The organism is Saccharothrix sp. S26 (genome assembly GCF_021390395.1).
Lineage (GTDB): Bacteria > Actinomycetota > Actinomycetes > Mycobacteriales > Pseudonocardiaceae > Actinosynnema.
Genome location: NZ_JAJUWT010000002.1, coordinates 227,096 through 248,679, shown reverse-complemented (window position 1 = coordinate 248,679; position 21,584 = coordinate 227,096). Strand labels below are relative to the sequence as shown.

Here is a 21,584-nt window from a genome sequence, read left to right as displayed (position 1 = left end):
GTTCTGTTAGGAGGCTTGCTGTGCGGGTGCTGTGGGCCACGTGCGGCTTGGCCGTGGCGGCGTCGGCGCTGATCGGTGTCCTCATCGGGGTGTACATCGACGGGGTGAACGACGAGCAGCAGGCCGAGACCCCGGCGTCGACCTGGATCACCGGCAGGCCGGCGACCAGCAGCTCCACCACGCCGCCGAGCTCGGTCACCGCCGACGCGGTGTCGTCGCCGCGGACCTCGACGACCGCGGTCCGGCCCACCACCACGACGACGACCCCGCCGCCGGCGCCGCCACCACCGCCGCAGACGCCGACCGAGGCCCCGCCGACGACCACCACGACCACCGCGGTGAAGAACACCGAGTGGCCGTGCAGCCCGCTCAACCCGCTGCCGCCGCCGCACTGCCGGGACTGAGCGCGGACGGGCCAACGCTCACGTCGCCGAAACGCCCGCGTCCCCCCACCGCAACGTGCGGGCCGCAGCCTGGTCGCATGGACACCACACCGAAGACCTGGCGACTGCGCGTGGAGCTGGACGACAGCCCGGGCGCGCTGGCTCGGGTGACCATCCGGCTGGCCGACCAGGACTGCAACGTCCTGGCCCTGTCGGTGATCCCGGTGCCCGGCGGCGTCCTCGACGAGCTCGTGGTCCAGGCCGCGCCCGGCCTGCTGCCCGCCGACCTGGTGGCCGCGGTGCGCGCCGAGGGCGGCCGGTGCGTCGGCATCACCGCCGCCGACCTGCGGGACCTCGTCGACGCGCCCACGGCGGCGTTGCGCGCCGCCGCCCTGGCCTCGCACGACCCCGACGCGATCGGCGAGGCCCTGCGCGTCGTCACGGGCGCCGACTCGGTCACCGTCGTCCCCGCCGACGCCGCCTCACCGACCTCGGCGGACCAGGCGCGGGTGGTCGACTTCCGGGCGACGCCGCAGGCGACGCAGCTCTACCGGGCGCGTCGCGGCTGGTCGCCGTTCACCCAGGTGGAGCTGACCCGCGGGCAGGCGTTGATCGACCTGCTCGCCGCCCGGGGCGAGGCGGATCCCCGGCCGACCGCGCTGCTCACCGACGACGGCATGGCGCTGGTGCTGCGGCCCGGCCGCGCGGGCGACGAGGAGGCGATCGCCGACCTGCACTCCCGCTGCTCGATGGGCACCCTGTTCAACCGCTACCACGCGGGCATGCGGACCGTGCCCCGGCGGTGGCTGCACCGGCTGCTCAGCCCGCCGCGCGGCACCACCGTGGTGGCCCAGTGCGCGGACCGGGTGGTGGCCATGGGCCAGCTCATCCCGATGTCCACGCCGGCGGGCGCGGAGGTGTCGTTGCTGGTGGAGGACGGCTGGCAGGGTCGCGGGGTGGGCACCGCGCTGCTCGGCGCGCTGGCCGGCGTGGCACGGGCGGGCGGCCGCCGGGAGCTGGTCGGCTGGTGCCTGCCCGGCGAGACCGGCCTCGTCCGCACCGCGGCCCGGGCCGGGCTGCCGACCTCGGTGCGCCGCGAGGACGGGCTGCTGCGGGTGTCGATCACCGCGAGCGGTCCGCGCGTCACCGATCCGGGTCGTTCTGAGAGCGCTTCCCGGCAGGTCGCCTCGGGCTAAGCTGGGCCCGTAGGGCGATCGTCGAGGAGTGGTGCTCGTGTCGGTTCAATCGCACTCAGGCGCGCGGCCCACGCTGGAGGACGTGGCGGCCAAGGCCGGCGTTTCCCGTGCGACGGCGTCACGGGTGCTCAACGCGTCGCCCAGGGTGAGCCCGGAGGCGCACGAGGCGGTCACGGCGGCGGTGATGGAGCTGGGCTACCAGCCCAACCAGGCGGCGCGGGCGCTGGTGACCCGGCGTTCGGGCGCGGTGGCCGTGGTGTTCTCCGAACCCGAGCCCAAGATCTTCGACGACCCGCACTTCGCGTGGCTGATCCGCTCGGCGGCGCGGTCGCTGGCCGACGCCGACGTGCAGATGGTGCTGATGCTGGTGCACTCGACGCAGGACCAGGCGCGGGCCGAGCGGTTCCTGGCGGGCGGGCACGTGGACGGCGCGCTGCTGTTCGCGCCGCACAAGGGCGACCAGTTGCCGACCGTGGCGCGCAAGCTGCCGCTGCCGGTGGTGTACGCGGGCCGGCCGTGGGGCTCGCTGCGCGGCCTGCACACCGTGGACCACGACAACGAGGGCGGCGGCCTGCTGGCCACCGAGCACCTGATCTCGTTGGGGCGCAAGAGGATCGTGTCGGTGACCGGCCCGCTGGACGAGCACTCGGCGATGGACCGGCTGGCCGGCTGGCGCACGGCGGTCGGCGCGGACGACGAGACCACGGCGTTGATGACCGAGGACGGCGGCTTCTCCCGCGAGGGCGGCAAGCGGGCCATGCGGGCGCTGCTGGAGCGGGTGCCTGACCTCGACGCGGCGTTCGTGGCGTCCGACCACATGGCGGCGGGCGTGCTGGACGCGTTGCACGAGGCGGGCAGGCGGGTGCCGCAGGACGTGGCCATCGTCGGGTTCGACGACCACCCGATGATCGCGCCGCACACCATGCCGTCGTTGACCAGCGTGCGGCAGGACACCAGCGCCCAGGTCCGCCACATGGTGACCCACCTGCTGCGGCTGCTGCGCGGCGAGACGATCCGGGCTCGGCGCGAGGTGCTGCCGACGGTGCTGGTCCGGCGCGAGTCCGCGTAGCCCGCGCCGGTTGCCGGGCGGGGGCCGCCGCGGCGACATGCGGCCCCCGACCGACCGGTCACGGCAGGTCGTAGCCGGTGGCCGGGACGGCGTTGGCCCCGATCACCTCGGCCAACGTCCTGCCGCTCCGCTTCACCGTGCGCACCTGGGTGTCGTAGTCCACGTGCACGATGCCGAACCGCTGGCTGTACCCCGCGGCCCACTCGAAGTTGTCCAGCAGCGACCACGCGAAGTAGCCGCGCACGTCCACGCCCGCCGCGATGGCCTCGTGCACCGCGCGCAGGTGGTCGACCAGGTACCGGGTGCGCGCCTCGTCCACCACCTGGCCGTCCTCGACCACGTCCGGCCACGCCGAGCCGTTCTCCGTGATCACCAGCGGCAGGCCGACGTCGCGCCGCAACCGGGTCAGCAGCGCGGTGAGGCCGCTCGCGTCGACCTCCCAGCCGAAGCCGGTCACCTCGCCGCGCGGCGGCAGGAAGTCCACGCCCCGCAGGCCCGGGAACGGCCCGTCGCCGACCGCGAGCGGGTCGGCCGCCGGGGCGACGCGGGTCGGGCTGTAGTAGTTCACGCCCATCCAGTCGATCGGCGCGGCGATCACGTCCAGGTCGCCGTCGTGCACCGCGGCCGTCCAGTCGCCCAGCCACGCCGTGTCCTCGACGACGTCCCGCGGGTAGCCGCGGCCGCCCAGCGGGTCGAGGAACAGGCGGTTCTGCAATCCGTCGACCTTGCGTGCCGCGTCCAACTGCGAGTCGTCGTCCACCGTCAACGCGCAGAAGTTCAGCACGATGGACAGCTCGTGGTCGTCCGGCGCCTGGTCCCGCATCACCTGCACGGCCAGGCCGTGGCCGAGCAGGAGGTGGTGCGCGGCTTCCAGCGACCCCTTCGGGTCGACCACGCCGGGCGCGTGGATGCCGTTGGCGTACCCGAGGAACGCCGAGCACCACGGCTCGTTCAACGTGGTCCACTGCCGCACCCGGTCACCCAGGTGCTCGTGCGCGAGCGCCGCGTACTCGGCGAACCGGTAGGCGGTGTCGCGGTTGCGCCAACCGCCGACGTCCTCCAGCGCCTGCGGCAGGTCCCAGTGGTACAGCGTGACCACCGGCTCGATCTCCCGGGCCAGCAGCTCGTCCACCAGCCGGTCGTAGAACGCCAGCCCCCGGGGTTCCACCCGGCCCGCGCCGAGCGGCTGGATGCGCGGCCACGCCAGCGAGAACCGGTACGCGCCCAGCCCCAGCTCCGCCATCAGCGCCACGTCGGCGGGGTAGCGGTGGTAGTGGTCGCACGCCGGCTCGCCGGTGTCGCCGCCGAGCACCGCGCCCGGCCTGGCCGCGAACGTGTCCCAAATGGACGGTCCGCGGCCGTCGACCCCGGTCGCCCCCTCGATCTGGAAGGACGCCGTCGCGGCACCCCACCGGAAACCCGGTGGGAAGCGCAGCAGGTCCCGCCCGACCTCGGTGCCCGGGTCGGTTGTCGTCATCTGCCAGTTCACCCCTTCACAGCGCCCTGCATGATCCCGCCGACGATCTGCCGCGCCAGCAGCACGAAGATCGCCACCACCGGCAGCACCGCGAGCGACGCGCCGGACAGCATGAGCGAGTAGTCGGTGTAGTAACCGCTTGCCAACGTCGACAATGCCACCTGGACCGTGGGGCTGTCGTTGGGGTCCAGCACGATCAGCGGCCAGAAGAAGTCGTTCCACGCGGTCATGAACGTGAACATGCCCATCACGGCCGCCTGCGGCCGCACCGCCGGGAACGCCACGTGCCAGAACGTCTTGAGCACCGAGCAGCCGTCCACCCGGGCGGCCTCGACCAGCTCGTGCGGCACCGACTCCTCGCACGCCTGCCGCATCCAGAACACCGAGAACGCGCCGATCAGCGCGGGCACGATCACCGCCTGCAACGTGCCGTACCAGTCCAGGTCCGACATCAGCATGTAGAGCGGGATCACGCCGAGCTGCGTGGGCACCATCGACGTGCCGACCACGACCAGGAACAACGCGTCGCCGCCGCGGAAGCGCAGCCGGGCGAACGCGAACCCGGCCAGCGTGCCCAGCACGACGTTGCTGATCGCCACCGTGCCCGCGACCACGAGCGAGTTCTGCATCGCGAGCCAGAAGTCGACGGTGTCGAACACCCTGGTCAGGTTGTCGAACAGGTTCCCGCCCGGCACCAGGGACGGCACCGCGTCGCCCAGCGCCGAGTTGTCCTTGCTGGCGATGAGGAACGAGTAGTACAGCGGGAACACCGACGCGAGCAGGATCACCACCAGCAGCGCGTACGCGATCGGCCCCGACCTCGTGAGGCGCTTCGTGCCCACCGGCCTCATCCCTTCGCCGCGATGCGCCGCGCCACCGCGAAGTTCACGACCGCGACCACCAGGATCACCAGGAACAACACCCACGCGATGGCCGCGGAGTAGCCCGCGTCGAACAACCGGAAGCCCTTCTCGTACAGGTACATCACCAGGGTCTGGAACTGCCGGTCGTCACCGCCGGTGCCGGTGGCCGTGCCGCCCGGGTCGAACAGCTGCGGTTCCACGAACAGCTGCATGCCGCCGATGGTCGACACGATGACGGTGAACAGGATCGTCGGCCGGATGCTCGGCACCGTGATCGACCAGAACACCCGCCACCGCGACGCGCCGTCCAGCATCGCCGACTCGTACATGTCCTTGGGCACCGACTGCATCGCGGCCAGGTAGATCAGCGCGTTGTAGCCGGTCCAGCGCCACATCACCATCGAGCTGATCGCCAGGTGCGACGCCCACGTCTCGGCGCGCCAGTCCACCGGGTCGACGCCGACGAGGCCCAGCACGGCGTTGACGATGCCGAAGTCGCGGCCGAACAACTGCGCGAACACCAGCGCCACCGCCGCCACCGAGATCACGTTGGGCAGCAGCACGCCCGCCCGCCAGAACGCCCGGCCGCGCAGGCCGCGGTCGAGCAGGGCGGCCAGGCCGAGCGCGGCGAACAGCTGCGGGACCGTGGAGAGCAGGAACAGGCTGACGGTGTTGCCCAGCGCGTTCCAGAAGTTCTCGTCGGACAGCAGCTCGGCGTAGTTGGCCAGGCCGGTGAAGCCCTGGTCGCCCTCGATGAGCTGCCACTCGTGCAGCGAGACCCAAGCGGTGTACAGCAGCGGGTAGAGGCCGAAGATCCCGAAGACCACGAAGAACGGCGCGATGATGAGGTACGGCGTGTACTTCGTGTCCAGCCGGCCGAGCTTGTCCCGCCACGACAGGCGTTGCGCCGACGGCGGGACGGGCTCCGTGCCGCGCCCCGCCGTCGCCCGGTGCGGTGCGACCGTCACTTGGCGGCGTCCCGCGCTTCGCGGACGGCCTGGTCGAACGCGTCCGAAGTGGACTGCTTGCCGGTCTCCACGCGCGACAGGGCGTTGTTGAACACCGGGGTCACCTTGGAGTCCTTCGTGCCGCGGTAGGTGGGCTTGAGGCTTTCTGCGGAGTCACCGAAGATCTGGCCGACCGGCGCGGAGTTGAAGTACTCGTTGGTCGTCGCGGTGACCTCGGGGTCCTGGTACGCGGCGGGCTCGCTGGGCAGGTTGCCGGTCTCCTTGAAAATCCGCTTCTGCTGCTCGGGCGCGGTCAGCCACTTGGCCAGCTCGTAGGCTTCCTTCGGGTGCTTGGTCTGCTTGGGCACGGCCAGGAACGACCCGCCCCAGTTGCCGCCGCCACCGGGCGCGGCGGCCACGTCCCACTTGCCCGTCGCCTCGTCCCCGGCACCGGCCTTGATCAGCGCGAGCGCCCACGCCGGGCAGGTCGTGGTGGCGAAGGACGCCTGCTTGAGCGCGACGTTCCAGTCCTGGCTGAACGGGGCCAGCGCACCGGTCTGCTTCTTCTCGCCGAGGCTCGCGGCCAACGTGAACGCCTGCTTCACCTTGTCGTTCTTGTCGCCGATGAAGGAGTCGTCGGCCTTGGCGAAGTAGCCTTCCTCGGTCTGGTCGAGGATCGCCTTGTAGACGTTCTGCGCGGTGTCGACGAACTTCTTGTCCGGCACCTTCCCGCTGAACGCGTCCGCGACCTCGAGGTAGTCCTCCCAGGTGGGCCACAGCTTGCCGACCTCCTCGCGGTCGGTCGGCAGGCCCGCCGCCTCGAACAGGTCACGCCGGTAGCACAGCGCGAGGCTGCCCATGTCGGTGCCGAGGCCGAGCACGAAGTTCCCGCCGTCGGTGGTGCCCTGGTTCCACTTCCAGGCCGCCCACTGGCCCTGCAGCTCCTTGGCGCCGTAGTCCGCGAGGTTGACGAACTTGTCCTTGGACTGGCGGAACTGCGTGATGTTGCCTTCCTCGATCGCCACGATGTCGGCCGCACCCCGACCACCCGCGAGCTGCGTGGCGAGCTGCGTGTGGTGCTGCTCCATCTTGACCGTGCGCTGCTCGATCTCGATGCCCGGGTGCGCCGCCTGGTACTCCTTGATCAGGTTGGTGTAACCGAAGTCGGAGAAGACCCCGATCGACAGCTTGACCTTGCCGTCCCCCGCGTCACCTCCCCCACCACCGCACGCGGCCACCAGCGCCAGCGCGGTGATCGACGCCGTCCAACCGACCAGAGTCCTGCTCATCCGTCCTCCTCGACGCGCTCGCCGGGCGGGAACCCGACGCCATGAGAGCGCTCTCACGGTCGCGAGTCCCGGTCCCCGACGTCAACCCGCCAAGTACCGGTCGACACCGTTCCGCAACATTCTGAAGCGCTCTTGTGCCCCGCAGTGACCACACATGACGTTGCGTGAACCCGCCGGCAGCCCATCAAGGCCGGGTGGCCCGGCCCTCGCTCGGGCCACCCAACACCCTGTTAGAGGCAACTACAGCCCAGACGTGACGCGCGCTCGCAAGAAAATCTGTAACCCACCCACAACGGACCCGCCACCCACCTCCGAGGCCCGATTTGACATGGGTTCGGGTGCTTTGGCCTGCCTGGAGTGCCCGTACGGGCCCCATGTCAAATCGAGCCGGACTCTCCCCCGGCCTTGCACCCCCGGACTGCACCCCCGGACTGCACCCCCGGACTGCACCCCCGGACTTGGCCCTCGCCCCCACACCCGAGCGTTCAACTCGGGGGTCCTGAACGTAGGACTCTCGCGTTCCGAACGTAGGACACACGCGTTCTGAACGTAGGACTCACCCGACGCGAACGTAGGACTCACGCTCCGGCGGTCCGCCCCTCCCCCGAAGAGGAGCGGACCGCCTCTTTCACGCCTCGGCCATCCCCGCGACGACCGAGGTCCGAGCGGCACGCCGCGCCGGCAGCGCGGCGGCCAGGATCGCGGCCACGACAGCACCCGCCAACATCACGCCGATCTGCCCGAACGGCACCACCAGGTCCACCGAGATCGTGTCGTTGGACAACGCCTCCGTGATCACCCACCCGAACCCGATGCCGAGCAGCAACCCGATCGCCGCACCCATCAGCGCCATCAGCACCGACTCGACCACCAGCATCAACCGCAACTGGCCCTTCGTCAGCCCCAGCGCCCGCAGCAGCGCCGACTCCCGCGTCCGCTCCAGCACCGACAACGTCAACGTGTTGGCGATGCCGAACAACGCGATCACCACGGCCAACCCGATCAACGCCCAGATGAACCCGAGCACCTGGTTGAGCTGCTGGTTGAGCTGCTCCTTGGTCTCCGCCGCGCTGTCCACCACCGCCAACGGGGACGGGTCGGTGACCTTCTCCACCGCCGCACGCCCGTTGGCCACGCCGTCCTTGAGCTTGACCAGGATGCTCTCGTACCCCTCGGCCGCCTGCGGGAACCGCGACGACGTCTCCATCGTCATGATCCCGTCGGACAGCCGCTGCCCCTCGACGATCGCGACGACCTTCAGCTCCTGCGCCTGCCCCTGGCCCGGTTTCACCGTCACCACCTGGCCGACCGCGACACCCTGCCGCTTGGCGTACTGGGCGTTCACCGCCACCGTCCCGTCACCGAGGTCGTCGAGCGACCCGCTGGTCACCGTGGGCCGGAACAGGGTGCCGATCGCGTCACGCGGCACGCCGGTGAAGTACTCGCGCTCCCCGTACACGACAGTGGTCGGCGCGACCCGGTCCACCTCCGGCACGTCGGCCAACTGCTCGGCCAGCTCCTTGGGCAGCGGCCGGCCGTAGACGGCGGACGTCACGGTGTAGTCGGCGGGCATCCGCTGGTCGATCTCGGCGTTGGCGGTCTCCTTGGCGCTGTTGGCGACCACGGTCACCAGCGACACGATCGTCACGCCGATCATCAGCGCCGCCGTGGTCGCGGCGGTGCGCTTGGGGTTGCGGCCGGCGTTGGCCGACGCCAGCTTGGCGGGCACGCCCAGCACCGCCCGCGGCAGCGCGCCGAGCACCCGGTTGACCGGGCCCACCAGCAGCGGACCGAGCACGAGCACCGCGGCCAGCAGCGCCATCGTGCCCGCGCCGCTGACGAACATCGCCGCGTCCTCGTCCTCGATGCCCATGCCGAACACGATCCCGCCGACACCGATCACGCCGAACAGCACGGCGGTCAGCACGCGCACCACGCTGGTCCGGGAGACCTCCTCGCCGCTGTCGGGCTGGCTGCGCAGCGCGGCCACCGGCGCGACCCGGGTCGCCTTGCGGGCGGGCAGCACCGCGGCGAGCACGGTCACCAGCGTGCCGACCGCGAACGACGCGGCCACCGTCGTCGCCGTCACGGGCAGCAGCACGGTGCCGCCGCCCTCGCCGAACGAGAAGATCACGCGTTGCAGCAGCGCGGACACCCCGATGCCGCCGAACAGGCCGATCACCGACGCGGCCAGGCCCATCACCAGCGCCTCGGCCAGCACGCCCCGGAACACCTGGGCCCGGCTCGCGCCGACGCACCGCATCAGCGCCAGCTCGCGGGTGCGCTGGGCGACCAGGATGGTGAACGTGTTGTAGATGACCATGGCCGCCACGACGAGCGCGATGATCGCGAACGCCAGCAGCACCGTGGTGAACTCGCCGGACTGCTGCTCGACCCGTTCGAGGGTCTCCCGGGTCAGCTCCTCACCGCTCTGGATCTTGAAGCCGCTGTCCCCGATGGCCTTGCGGACGTTGTCCACGACCTGCTGCTGGGTGAACCCGGCCGCCGCCGTCGCCACCACCTGGTACGGCGGCCGTTCCGGTTCCAGCGCCTGGAACGCCGCCGCGGTCAGCCCGACGTGGTCGTAGCCGGACAGCGACACCTGGTTCGTGCCCTGCTGGTAGGTGCCGACCAGCGTGTACGTGTGCCGCTGGTCCCCCTCGCCCAGCAGCACGACCGGTTGGCCGATCGTCAGCTTGGAGGTGGACGCGGTGCGCTTGTCGACGGCGATCTCGTCGTCCTTGGTGGGGTAACGCCCGTCGACGAGGTCGAACTCGTTGAGCTTCTCGTTGCTCGCCAGCGGGACGGCCCACGCGGACTTGGCCTTGCCGTTGGCCGCGACCAGCGGCACGGTCTGGAAGTCGCGCGGGTCGGCGGCCGCCACGCCCGGCGCCTGCCGGATCTTCGCCAGCGTCTCCGGGGTGATGCCGGGGATCTCGTCCGGTGAGGACGATTCGCCGGACACGGTGACGGAGACGTCGACGTTGCGCGCGCCCTTGGCGAACTCGTCGCGCAGGCTCGCGGTCATGGCGTCGCCGAGCACCAGCGTGCCGGTCACGAAGGCGACGCCGAGGGCGATGGCCACCGAGGACAGCACGAGCCGCGCGGTGCGGGCCTTGAGGCCCGCGATGATCGTGCGCAGCATCAGGTCACGCCCCCAGGTGCTTGAGCGCGGACAGCACCGAGTCGGCGGTCGGGTTGTCGATCTCGCCGGCGAGGTGGCCGTCGGCCATGAGCACCACGCGGTCGGCGTAGGAGGCGGCGACCGGGTCGTGCGTCACCATGATCACGGTCTGGCCGAGCTTGCGCACGGACATGCGCAGGAAGTCGAGCACCTCCGCGCCGGAGCGCGAGTCGAGGTTGCCGGTGGGCTCGTCGGCGAACACCACGTCGGGCCGGGCGACCAGGGCGCGGGCGCAGGCCACGCGCTGCTGCTGGCCGCCGGACAGCTCGGTCGGCTTGTGCTTGAGCCGGTCGCGCAGGCCGAGCACGTCCACGATGGTGTCGAACCACTCGCGGTCGGGCTTGCGGCCGGCCAGTTCGAGGCCGAGCAGGATGTTGGCCTCGGCGGTGAGCGTGGGCAGCAGGTTGAACGCCTGGAAGACGAACCCGACCCGGTCGCGGCGCAGCCGGGTCAGCTCCTTGTCACCCAGCGAGGTGATCTCGGTGCCGCCGATGTTCACGCTGCCGCCGTCGACGTTGTCGAGGCCGGCCAGGCAGTGCATCAGCGTGGACTTGCCGGAGCCGGAGGGGCCCATGATGGCGGTGAACCTGCCCGCCGCGAACTCGACGCTGACTCCGTCGAGCGCCCGCACGGCGGTGTCGCCCTTGCCGTACACCTTCACCAGGTTCGCGGCGGCTACAGCGGTGCGGGTCCCGACGTCGGACACCAGTGCGGACATGCTCCCTCAATTCCTCGACTCTCGCGGACGTCGAGAAAGCTATGGGGCAGGCGCGTCGGCGGTCGTCACCTCGGCGGCGGAACCGGACGTCAACCGACGGGATGACGCCCCCTAGTCCCCCGGTCTGACCCCCGCGAGTCCTACGTTCAGATCGCGAGTGTCCTACATTCGGAACGCGAGTGTCCTACGTTCAGAACGCGAGAGTCCTACGTTCAGAACACCCGAATTCAACGCTCACGACCGGGCCGGACCGTTCCGAGCGTTGAACTCGGGGATCCTGAACGTAGGACTCACGCGACGCGAACGTAGGACACGCGCGTTCTGAACGTAGGACACGCGCGTTCTGAACGTAGGACACTCGCGTTCTGGAGGTTGGACTCACGCGGGGTCGGGTTGGGAGGGCAGGTCGAGCAGGCCGCGGTCGAAGGCGTTGGCGACGGCCTCGGCACGGCGGCTCGCGCCCAGCTTCGACATGATCCGGCTCAGGTGCACGCTGACGGTCTTCTCCGAGATGTACAGCTCCTCGCCGACCTGCCGGTTGGTGCGGCCCAGCGCGACCAGCTCCAGCACCGACCGCTCCCGCGGCGTGAACGGGTCCACCCGGTCACGCGGCCCCACGTCGCGCAACGCCACCCTGGCCCGCCGCGCCACCAGGTCGAGCGCCTCGCGCAACGGCGCCGCGCCCAGCTCGTCGGCCACCGCGCTGGCCAGCCGCAGCTCCGCCGCCGCCTCCTCGCGCCGGTCCGCGCCCAGCAGCGCCTCGGCCAGCCGCCACCGGCTCACGGCCTGCTCGAACACCGACCCGAAGCCGAACGCGTCCACCACGCCCCGCCACAGCTGCGGATCACCCGGCCCGGTCAGCCTCGACTCCTCCGCCGCCACCCGCAGCAGCCACGCCCGCCCCTCGGGCCCCAATGAACCCGAACGCGGCAGGCCCAGCTCGGCCGTGGTGCGCGCGTAGTCGCCCAGCTCCCGACCCGCCCGCACGGCGTGCTCCTCGGCCGCCCGGTCCTTGCGCCGCCGCGCCCGGGCCGCGATCTCCCCGTGCCCGGCCACGCCGAGGGCGGCCAGCCGGATGCCGGCCAGCAGCCACTCCCCCTCCTTGCGCGACCAGCTGATGGCGTCCGCGACCCGCTCCACGGCCAGCTCGGGCTGCCCGCGCCACAACGCCAGCTCCGCGCCCGTGCCACCGGTGATCAACGCGATCTGCAGGTCGCGGTGCCAGTCCGCGCGCAGCTCCCGGATCATCCGCTCGGCCTGGTCGAACTCGCCGCGGCTGACCGCCACGTGCGTGCCCGCCGCCGCGAGCCGCGCCGACACCGTGCTCGACACGCGCAGGCCGGGCGGTTCGGCGGCGGTCGCCGCGCTGTCCCACTCGCCGCGGTAGTACTTGGTCAGCACCTGGAGGATGCGCAGCTCCAGCCCGAACGAGCTCCACGTCAGGCCGGTCGCCTTGGCCCGCGCCACGCCCTCGTCGAACACCCGCCCGGCCTCGTCCAGCTCACCGAGGTCGTAGTGGTGCAGGCCGAGGAAATACCGGGCCCGCAGCTCGGTGCTGACCGCGTCGACCTCCATCGCGCACGCCACGGCCGCCGTCAGGTGCTCGCGCGCCCGCGATACCTGCCCGTCTGGCTCGTCCAGCAGGCCCAACGTGGTCAACGCGTCGGCCACGGCCGACTCCGCGCCCGCCGCACGACCGTCCGCCACGGCCATCTCGGCCCGTTCGCGCGCCTCGACGTACTTGCGGTCGTGCCGCAGCGCCGCCGCCCACACCGCCAGCACCCACGCGCGGGCCGGGCTCGCGGGCCGGTCCCGGACCAGCCGCCACGCCTCCTCCACCGCGTGGTACTTCTCGTCGTCGGTGCCGTCGATCACCTGCAACGCCTGGGCGAAGCGCCGCCACATCTCGGCGGCCTGCTCGGGGTCGGACCCGTCCACGACGGTGGTGCCGGTGCGGGCGAACGCGATGGCCCGCTCGGGCTGGCCCGCCGTGCCCGCCGCCCACGACGCGCTGCGCAACAACGACAACTCGGTCGAACCCGGCGGGCGCTGCTCGGCGGGCACGGCGTGCCACAGCTTCAGCGCCTGCTCCAGGTGCCGCAACGACTCGGCGGGCGCGCCCGCGGCCCGCGCCTCCTGCCCGGCCTCGACCGAAGCGCGCAGCGCACGGGCCAGGTCGTGCGACTCCAGGCTGTGGTGGGCCAGCGCGGCGGCGGCGCCCCGGTCGTCGGAGGAGTCCAGCCGGTCCGCGTACGCGGAGTGCAGCCGTACGCGCTCACCGGGCAGGAGGTCGTTGTAGACGGTCTCGCGCAGCAACGCGTGCCGGAACGTGTAGACCTCCGCGCCGTCGACCAGCAGCACGTGGTGCTGCACGGCCTCGCGCAGCGCCGCGTCGAGCACCACGTCGTCCATGCCGGCCACGGCGCGCAGCAGGTCGTGGCGCACGGACCGGCCGCCGACCGACGCGACCCGCACCACGCGCTGGGCGTCCGGGGAGAGGCGTTCGATGCGGGCCAGCAGCACCTCGGCGAGCGTCCAGGGCACCTCGCGGTCACCGCAGGCGGCGACCGCGATCAGCTCCTCGGCGAAGAACGGGTTGCCGTCGGAGCGCTCGGCGACCTCCAGGACCAGCTCGTCGGACAGGTCGTCGGCCAGCGCGGCGACGAACGAGCGCGCGTCGATCGCGCTCAACGGGGTCAGGTCGAGCCGCCGCACGGCGGGCAGCCGCACCAGTTCGTTGAGCAGGGGACGCAGCGGGTGGCTGCGGTGCAGGTCGTCGGACCGGTAGGTGCCCACCACCAGCAACCGCTGCGACCGCAGCCGTGAGAGCAGGAAGGACAGCAGGTAGCGGGTGGAGGCGTCGGCCCAGTGCAGGTCCTCCAGCACCAGCAGCACGGGCCGGGACTCGGCCAGCTCGCCGAGCAGGCCGTGCACGGCGTCGAACAGCTGGAGCTGGCCGAGGTCCTGCTCGGGACGGCGGCCGACCAGGTGCGACGGCAGGCCGGAGACCGACGTGCTGCCGTCCAGGCCGGTGGGCAGCGCGAGCTCCGGCAGCAGCAGGCCCAGCGCGGGCCGGGCCGCGACGTCGAGCAGACCGGCCTGCCGCACCTGCCCCAACGCCTCGGTGAAGGGCAGGTACGGCAGGCCGGTCTCGCCGACGTCCAGGCAGCGGCCGGTGAGCACGAGCGCGTCACCCGCCGTGGCGGCCAGCTCGTCCACCAGCCTGGTCTTGCCCACGCCCGCGTCGCCGGCCAGCAGGATCGCACCCGCCTGCCCGCGCGCGGCCTCGTCCAGGGCGGTGCGCAGCCTGGTCATCTCCCGGCTACGCGCCACCAAGGGGATTCCGGAACCAAGGCGTGCCACACCAGGCATGTTGTCACACCTCAGGCGGCGTCGCGGTGGCCATTCCCGGTATCGGGCGCCTCCGGGCCGGACCCGTGGCCCAGCCGCCGCCACCAGGACCGCTTCACCGGGCTCGTCCGCCGGCTGACCCGGTAGTGCGCCGCGTCCTCGCGCAGCGCGGCCTGCCGGTAGCCGATCTCGGCCTTCAGGGACTCGGGCGTCCACTCCATGACCTGCTCCTCGTGTCGTCCTGCTTCTCTCTGGTGACACGAAGAGTCGTCCTGAGGTGGGGGCACGGGCATCGGGTGTTCACGTGGGTTGCCGGGTTGGTCCCCTTACCCGCCGCCGTAAGGGGTGGCAGACGGCGGGTAAGGGATGCCTCAGGCGCACGTCAGGGCACGTCAGGAGCCCTCAGCAGGCGCCGAGGTCGCGCCAGACGCCCCACTCGCCGGTCGTGCCCGGCTCGTCGCCCTGCGTCCACCACTTCGCCTGCCAGCGCTTGCCCCGGTGCGAGACCTCGTTGCCGCCGTTGTAGACCTTGGCGCGGTCCCACGCGGGCACGGTGCAGCTGGGCTGGTTGGTCGTCGTGGTCGTGGTGGTGGTCGTGCTGGTCGTGCTGGTCGGGTCCGGGCCGCCGCCACCGCGCGGGTGGTCGGAGGCGATGGCGTAGGACTGGCCGCCGAAGGTGAGCTTGAAGTTCGACGGTGACGCGATGGGCAGTTGGTAGCTCAGCGCGACGTCCACCGACGCGCCGGGCGCGAGCGACTGCCAGGTCGGCAACGTCAGCTCGACGTGCTGGAAGTCGCCCTTGAGCCCGCCGACGTTGCTGCCGGAGTGGCCCTTGGCGGTGACCCGCAACCCGAAGCCGGACTGGTCGGCCATGCTGTCGGGCGCGCTGGTGCCGTAGTCGAACTCGATCTTCGTGCCGCCCGGGAGGGTGGTGGTCGAGTTGTTGGTGATCTTCAGCTTCGGCGTGATCGGGTAGTTGTTGTCACCGAGCGCGAACCCGGACACGGTGGCGCTGACGTTGAGCACCTGGCTCGGCGTGGCGCCGGCGGCCTTGCGCGCGCCGTACGGGGCCGCGCCGCGCAACCCCTCGTTGATCTTGGTGAGCAGGGTGTCGCCGACCGTGTACTGGCCCTTGGCGCTGTCGAACCGGTAGTCGCCCGCCAGCTCCCAGATCATGATGCCGCCGATGCCCTTGTCCACCACGTACTTCGCCTTGGCGGCGATGGACTGCTCGTCCTCGGTGGACAGGAACACCTTCTTCTCGGCGTTCCACAGCCACGGCGAGGCGAGGGTGCTGTCGTAGAAGCGGTTGTAGGAGCCGGAGATCCGGTCGGTCGGGTCGTTGGCCGGGTCCAGGCCGTGCTGGGCCAGGTAGTCCGGCGTGATCTCGTTCTCCAGGTTCTTGGCGTGCCACATGGGGTTCACGCCCGACGGCACCTCGGCGCCACCAGCGGTGGAGTCGTGCCACAGGTTGTCGATGCCGACCGCGCCGTTGCCGCACGGCGTGGTGGAGCCGACGCTGGAGCCCGTGCCGGGCGGGCACTTCGTCTGGTCGGGCAGCGCGGCCCGGCCCCACAGGCCGTTCGTGCCGCCGGTGACGCCCTGCCAGCCGCGGCTGTAGAACGGCACGCCGATGTTGATCCGGCCGGCCTGCATCGCGCCGCGGTAGTAGTGGTAGGCCCAGTCGGTGTTCAGGTAGCCCATGCCCTCGTACTGCGGCGCGGTGTAGACGCCGCCGGCGGCCAGCTCGCCGTCCTTGCCGTCGTCGTAGAGCGCGGCGTTCGGGCCGACGAAGTGGTTCCACGAGCCGTGCAGGTCGTAGCTCATCACGTTGAGGTAGTCGAGGTAGCGGGTGACCTGGTAGGCCTCCTGCCCGCGCAGCAGCCAGCCCGAGGCGGGCACGGCGGCGGTGAGCAGGTAGTGCTTGCCGTCCTGCGCCGAGGCGCGGTCCAGCTTCTCCCGCAGCGCCTTCATGATCTTCTCGTAGCCGGCCCAGAGCGTGCCCCGGTTGGCGTTGGAGATCCAGAAGTCGTCCGGGTTGCCGGCGTGGTTGTTCGACGTGGCGTACTCGTAGTCGATGTCCACGCCGTTGAAGCCGTACTTGCGGATGAAGTCCACGGCGGAGTCGGCGAAGGCGTCCACAGTGGCCTGTGGCTGGGCGCCGAGCTTGTAGAAGCCGCCGGAGGCGTTGCGCGTGCCGTCGGCGTTGAAGAAGCCGCCCGTCTCCGCCCAGCCGCCGACCGAGATCAGCGTCTTCACGTTCGGGTACTGCTTCTTGTACTTGTTGAGCAGGTTGAAGTGCCCCTTGTACGGCAGGGACGGGTCGAGCTCGACGCCCGGCCACGTCATGCCGGTGGAGGCGTTGTCCGGGCCGTCGGGCCCCGCGGACACGCGGTTCTGCGCGTCGATGTGCGCGAACGCGTAGTTGAGGTGGGTGACCTTGGACCACGGGATGTCGGACGCGAGGTAGGCGGGCGCGCCGTTGCGGCCGGTGCGCCAACTGGTGAAGTAGCCGATGACGCGGCGGGAGTGGTCGCTCCCCAGCGATTCGCGGCCTTCGGTGTCGTAGACGGAGCAGTACGGCACGGCGACGCCGGGGGTCTGGTAGAGGCCGTCGGGACGGCACTCCTCCCCCGCGGCGGCGGCGCTGGGCGACGACGGGGACACGACGGCGACGACGAGTCCGGCCACCGCGGCGAGCAACGCCACGAGCGGCGACAACCTGGTTCTCCTGGGCAAGACCGGCACACCTCCTGCACGAGGCGGCGGCCACGACGCAGCTCCCGAACCGTAAATAGGTCTAGACCTCTCTGTCAATAGGTCCAGACCACGTGGGGGTTCGTCAGACCGCCGTGGTGGCGCGGGCGCGGGCCAGCCGGCCCCGCACCTGGTCGGCCTCCGGCGCGCCCAGCTCGGTGAACAGCGCCAGCGCCCGCTGCCAGTGCGCGACCGCGCCGGGCAGGCCCTGCCGGTCGAACACCGTGGCCAGCCGGTCGTGCGCCATCGCCTGGTGGTACGGGCTGGCCGCGGCCGACGCGACCGACAACGCCGTGCGCGCCGACGTGACGGCCTGCGCGCCCTCGCCCGACTCCAGCAGCACCGTCGCGAGGTCCGTGTGGCAGGTCGACTCACCGCACTGCTCGCCGACCTCCCGGTACATCGTCACCGCCGCCCGCAGCCACGTCTCGGCCTCGTCGTAGCGGCGCGACGCCAGGTGCAGCAGCCCGAGGTTGTGGTGGGCGTTGGCCTCGGCCCACCGCGACCCGGCCGCCCGGCTCACCTCCAGCGCCTCCCGGTAGGACGCCTCCGACTCGTCCACCCGACCCAGGAACTGCAACATGTCCGCGACCGTGGTCAGGGCCCTGGCCTGCGCGTTCACGTCACCGGACGCCCGCGCCACCTCCAATGCCTCGCGGTGGCGGGCCAGCGACTCGTCCATCCGCTGGAACTGGGCCAGCGCGATGCCGAGGTTGAACAGCATCACGAACCTGGCCTCCGGGTCGCCCAACCTCGTGGCCGCCTCCAGCGCGGCCTCCGTCGTGCGCAACCACGTCGTGCGGTCCGCCCGCAGCCACAGGAACCGCGACAGCGTGTACGGCAACTGCCAGGCGTGCACCAGCCACTTCGGGTCCGAACCGGGTGCGGCGGCCAGCTCGGCGGCGGCGATGATGTTGCCCTGCTCGGCGTCCAGCCACGCGATCGCCTCGGCCGACCCGGTCAGCTTCGGCACCTCCGCCGGCACGTGCTCGGGCGCGACCCGCACGCTGCTGCCGCGCGTCACCGGCAGCCGGCCGTCGGCCAGGTCCGCGCAGTGCAGGTAGTAGTCGAGCATCCGGCCGGTCGCCTCGTGCCGCTCCGGCGTGGGCAGCTCGGCGGCCAGCGTGCGCATGTAGACGCGCACCAGGTCGTGCGCCCCGTACCGGCCGGGCTCGTTGACCGACAGCAGGTTCGCCGCCGTCAACGCGTCCAGCGCGCGCTGCGCGTCGCCGACCCGCGCCTGCGCCATCGCGGCGGCCACGAACGCCGTCACGTCCGGGCCGGGGTGCAGGCCCAGCAGCGCCAGCAGCCGCGCCGGCAGCGGTGGCAGGGCCCGGCGTGACGCGTCCAGCGCCGCCCGCACCGTGGAGTCCTCGTCCTCCAGGCCCAGGGCGGCCAGCCGGCCGTGCTCGTCGTCCAGCTCGGCGACGAGTTCGGCCACCCGCAACGTCGGCGCGACCGCCAACCGGGCCGCGGCGATCCGCAGCGCCAGCGGCAGCCCGTCGCACAGCACGGCCAGCCTGCGCAGCGCGGCGGCCTCCGTGGCGTCACGGCCGGCGACCCGGCTGACCACCGCCACCGACGCGTCCGGGTCCAGCATGTCCAGCTCGACCAGCCGCGCCTCGGCGTGCGCGACCAGCCCGACCAACCGCCGGCGGGACGTCACCAGCACGCACGACGGCGGTCCGGGCAGCAGCGGCAGCAGCTCGGTCGAGCCGCGCGCGTTGTCCAGCATCACCACCATCCGCCGGTCCGCGATGAGCGTGCGGAACAGCGCCGACCGCTCCTCCACCGTCACCGGGATGTCCGGCGACGGCACGCCCAGCGTGCGCAGGAACCGGCTCAGCACCTCGCCCGCGCCCAACGGCTCCTGGTTCGGGTCGTAGCCGTGCAGGTCGACGTAGAGCTGGCCGTCCGGGAAGTCCTCGCGCACGCGTTGCGCCCAGTGCAGGGCCAGCGCGGTCTTGCCGACGCCCGCGGGGCCCGTGACGACGAGGACCAGCCCGCCCTCCGGGTAGGAGGCCAGCAGGCCGTCCAGGCGCTTGAGCTCGTCGTCGCGGCCGATCAGGGACGCCGAGGCGCGCGGCAGCTGGGCGGGCGTGATGGCGGGCGGTGACTCGCCGGCCGGGCGCAGCGCCATCGGCCGGGTCGGGCGGTCCGGCTCCGGGTTCTCCCCCGCCAGCACGGCCTGCTGGAGCTTGCGCAGCTCCGGGCCCGGCTCGACGCCCAGCTCCTCCACCAGCACCCGGCGCGCCTCGCGGTAGACGGCCAGCGCCTCGGCCTGCCGGCCCGCCTGGCACAGCGCGCGCATCAGCAGGCCGTGCCCCCGTTCCCGCAACGGGTGCTCGCCGACCAGCGTGGTCAGGGACGGCACCAGCTCCGCGCCCCGGCCGATCAGCAGCAGCAGCTCGGCCCGCTCCTCCAGCACGGCGAGCCTGCGTTCGACCAGCCGACCGCGCTCGACCTCGGCGAACAGGCCCGCGACACCGCCCAGCGGCTCGCCGCGCCACAGGCCCAGCGCCTCGTCCAGCGCGGTGGCGGCCGAGATCAGGTCGCCGGACCCGCGCAGCCGGGCCGCCTCCGCCACGCCGCGCTCGAACTCGTCCAGGTCGACCTGCTGCGGGTCGACGCGCAGCAGGTAGCCGTCGCCGACGGAGGTCAGCAGCTCGGCCGGCGCGCGACGGGCCCGGCTGGGCTCCAGCGCACGCCGCAGCCCGGCCACGTAGGTCTGCACCAGGTTGACCGCGCTGGTGGGCGTGTTGTCGCCCCACACGGCCCCGATGATCTGGTCGCGGCTGACCGGCGTGTTGCGGGCCAGCAGCAGCACCGCCAGCACGGCACGCTGCTTGGCGGCGCCGAGGTCGACCTCACCGCCGCCGCGCACCGCCCGGAGCAGGCCGAGCACCTCGAACCGCAAGCGCTCGCCGTCGCCGTCTGCCACCGACCGATCCTTCGTAGAGACGTTGAGAACCCCAGACCGAGCCTAGGAGATCACTTCAGTCCGGCTCCAGTCGTCCTGTAGCCGCATTCTTACGCTAAGCGTGTCCGATCAACCACACAGGGCGAACCCCGGTGAGCGAGGTTGGACCAGACAGCGGAACATCCGCTGCTCTCCCTGAACGACGAGGGCAGGCCGGCGTGCAAGGGGCATCCAGCCCGCGGCGGCGGAACGCCGGCCCGCCCTCGTCCCCTTCTCCACCCGGAGACGGGTCGTCCGGTAGGGGACGGCCCAGCTCCATTGCCCTCCCCCCAGTGGAAGGGGCCGCGACCGGGACCGAACCCCCGGACGCGGCCCCTTCGACTACGTCCGGGGTCAGGCGACCTCTTCCAGCTCGCGCGGCTCGGCCGTGGGCTTGGCGGTCTTGCGGCGGCGGCGCAGGGTGAGGACGACGGCGACGACGGCGGCGATGGCCATCAGGGCCCACATCGCGCCGTTGAAGACCGACTCGATGTACTTCGCCGACGCGCCGGCGGCCGAGCCGATGCCGATGTGCAGCGCCGACCAGCTCACCGCGCCCGCGATCGACGCGGGCAGGAACCGGCGGTACTCCAGCTTCGACGCGCCCGCCGACGCGGGCACCAGGGTCCGCACCACGGGCATGAACCGGGCGAAGAACACCGCCCACGCGCCCCGCTTGCGCAACAACGCGCCCGCTTTGTCCCAGTGCTCCTGGCCGAGCTTGCGCACCACCTTGCTGTCGCGCAGCCGGTCGCCGTACCGGCGGCCCAGGAAGTAGCCGATACTGTCGCCCGCCACCGCGCACACCGACACCACCAGCCACATCACCAGGAACCGCGGCACGCTGGTGACCGTCGTGGCGGCCAGCAGCAGCGCGCTCTCCCCCGGCGCGATGAAGCCCACGCCCAGCGTGCACTCCGCCAACGTCAGCGCGCCCGTCACCGCGAGCACGGCGGGCTGCGGCAGACCGGCGAGCCCTTCCAGGGCGTCGGTCAGCAAGGCCATGGTTCATCCCCCTGTGGATCATGACGAGCACCGGAGTGCAGGCTAAGGGGAAGTCCACCGCAACCACGCCAGGGGGCGCATCGGACCGAGGGCTGACCGGTCACCAGACCATGGTCGTACGGGCAGGTGGTCGAAAGTCAGGGCCTCGCGGCACAGCCCCGAGGTGAACGGACGCCGGCTCAGCGGCGGTCGAATGCGCCGCCCTTCGCCGTGCCCACGAAACGGGACCACTGCGTGACACCGAAGTTCAACTCGCCGCCGGTTCGGTTCTTCGAATCACGCACGCCCGCCCTGTTCGGGTCGAGCGCGATTTCCACGCACTCCGGACCACCCGCGGACGACCGCGTGCTCTTGCGCCACTGGCGTTGCATGGCAGTTCACCTCGG

The 21,584-nt window shown here is 72.1% G+C and carries 15 protein-coding genes; 3 read left to right on the top strand and 12 right to left on the bottom strand.

Annotation, left to right across the window (positions count from 1 at the left end; translation table 11 throughout):
- The first annotated feature begins 20 nt into the window (after positions 1–20).
- The 3 genes from LZG04_RS03615 to LZG04_RS03605 all read left to right on the top strand — a co-directional run bounded on the left by LZG04_RS03615 (position 21) and on the right by LZG04_RS03605 (position 2,648).
- A complete protein-coding gene (locus LZG04_RS03615) occupies positions 21–404 on the top strand; it encodes a hypothetical protein (RefSeq protein ID WP_233813056.1) in 384 nt (127 codons plus the stop codon).
- 77 nt (positions 405–481) lie between these two features.
- Positions 482–1,579: a GNAT family N-acetyltransferase gene (locus LZG04_RS03610; RefSeq protein WP_233813054.1), complete on the top strand. Its 1,098-nt coding sequence runs from the start codon at positions 482–484 to the stop codon at positions 1,577–1,579.
- A 37-nt stretch (positions 1,580–1,616) separates the two neighbouring features.
- Positions 1,617–2,648, top strand: coding sequence for a LacI family DNA-binding transcriptional regulator (locus LZG04_RS03605; protein WP_233813052.1), 1,032 nt, complete (start codon positions 1,617–1,619; stop codon positions 2,646–2,648).
- Positions 2,649–2,706: 58 nt separating this feature from the next.
- Here LZG04_RS03605 and LZG04_RS03600 read toward each other — a convergent pair whose 3' ends face one another.
- The 12 genes from LZG04_RS03600 to LZG04_RS03545 all read right to left on the bottom strand — a co-directional run bounded on the left by LZG04_RS03600 (position 2,707) and on the right by LZG04_RS03545 (position 21,569).
- The gene (locus LZG04_RS03600) at positions 2,707–4,125 is read right to left on the bottom strand and encodes a GH1 family beta-glucosidase (protein ID WP_233813049.1); all 1,419 of its coding nucleotides are present in this window, start codon (positions 4,123–4,125) and stop codon (positions 2,707–2,709) included.
- A gap of 8 nt (positions 4,126–4,133) precedes the next feature.
- The gene (locus tag LZG04_RS03595) at positions 4,134–4,976 is read right to left on the bottom strand and encodes a carbohydrate ABC transporter permease (protein ID WP_233813047.1); all 843 of its coding nucleotides are present in this window, start codon (positions 4,974–4,976) and stop codon (positions 4,134–4,136) included.
- Positions 4,973–5,887 (bottom strand): carbohydrate ABC transporter permease, encoded by a 915-nt coding sequence (locus LZG04_RS03590; protein WP_233813513.1) that lies wholly within the window; start codon positions 5,885–5,887, stop codon positions 4,973–4,975. Before LZG04_RS03590 ends, LZG04_RS03595 begins: the two co-directional genes overlap by 4 nt.
- 65 nt (positions 5,888–5,952) lie before the next feature.
- A complete protein-coding gene (locus tag LZG04_RS03585) occupies positions 5,953–7,224 on the bottom strand; it encodes an extracellular solute-binding protein (RefSeq protein WP_233813045.1) in 1,272 nt (423 codons plus the stop codon).
- Positions 7,225–7,852: 628 nt separating this feature from the next.
- The gene (locus tag LZG04_RS03580) at positions 7,853–10,369 is read right to left on the bottom strand and encodes an ABC transporter permease (protein WP_233813043.1); all 2,517 of its coding nucleotides are present in this window, start codon (positions 10,367–10,369) and stop codon (positions 7,853–7,855) included.
- Between the two features lie 4 nt (positions 10,370–10,373).
- Complete coding sequence (locus tag LZG04_RS03575; protein ID WP_233813041.1) at positions 10,374–11,126, bottom strand: ABC transporter ATP-binding protein; 753 nt, start codon at positions 11,124–11,126, stop codon at positions 10,374–10,376.
- A gap of 378 nt (positions 11,127–11,504) precedes the next feature.
- Complete coding sequence (locus LZG04_RS03570) at positions 11,505–14,498, bottom strand: helix-turn-helix transcriptional regulator (protein ID WP_233813039.1); 2,994 nt, start codon at positions 14,496–14,498, stop codon at positions 11,505–11,507.
- A gap of 11 nt (positions 14,499–14,509) precedes the next feature.
- The gene (locus LZG04_RS03565; RefSeq protein ID WP_233813037.1) at positions 14,510–14,698 is read right to left on the bottom strand and encodes a hypothetical protein; all 189 of its coding nucleotides are present in this window, start codon (positions 14,696–14,698) and stop codon (positions 14,510–14,512) included.
- Between the two features lie 181 nt (positions 14,699–14,879).
- Positions 14,880–17,216 (bottom strand): chitinase C-terminal domain-containing protein, encoded by a 2,337-nt coding sequence (locus tag LZG04_RS03560; RefSeq protein WP_233813035.1) that lies wholly within the window; start codon positions 17,214–17,216, stop codon positions 14,880–14,882.
- A gap of 103 nt (positions 17,217–17,319) precedes the next feature.
- Complete coding sequence (locus LZG04_RS03555) at positions 17,320–20,175, bottom strand: BTAD domain-containing putative transcriptional regulator (protein WP_233813032.1); 2,856 nt, start codon at positions 20,173–20,175, stop codon at positions 17,320–17,322.
- A gap of 372 nt (positions 20,176–20,547) precedes the next feature.
- The gene (locus LZG04_RS03550) at positions 20,548–21,198 is read right to left on the bottom strand and encodes a DedA family protein (RefSeq protein WP_233813030.1); all 651 of its coding nucleotides are present in this window, start codon (positions 21,196–21,198) and stop codon (positions 20,548–20,550) included.
- A gap of 179 nt (positions 21,199–21,377) precedes the next feature.
- Positions 21,378–21,569 (bottom strand): DUF397 domain-containing protein, encoded by a 192-nt coding sequence (locus LZG04_RS03545; protein WP_267934817.1) that lies wholly within the window; start codon positions 21,567–21,569, stop codon positions 21,378–21,380.
- Positions 21,570–21,584 lie beyond the last annotated feature (15 nt).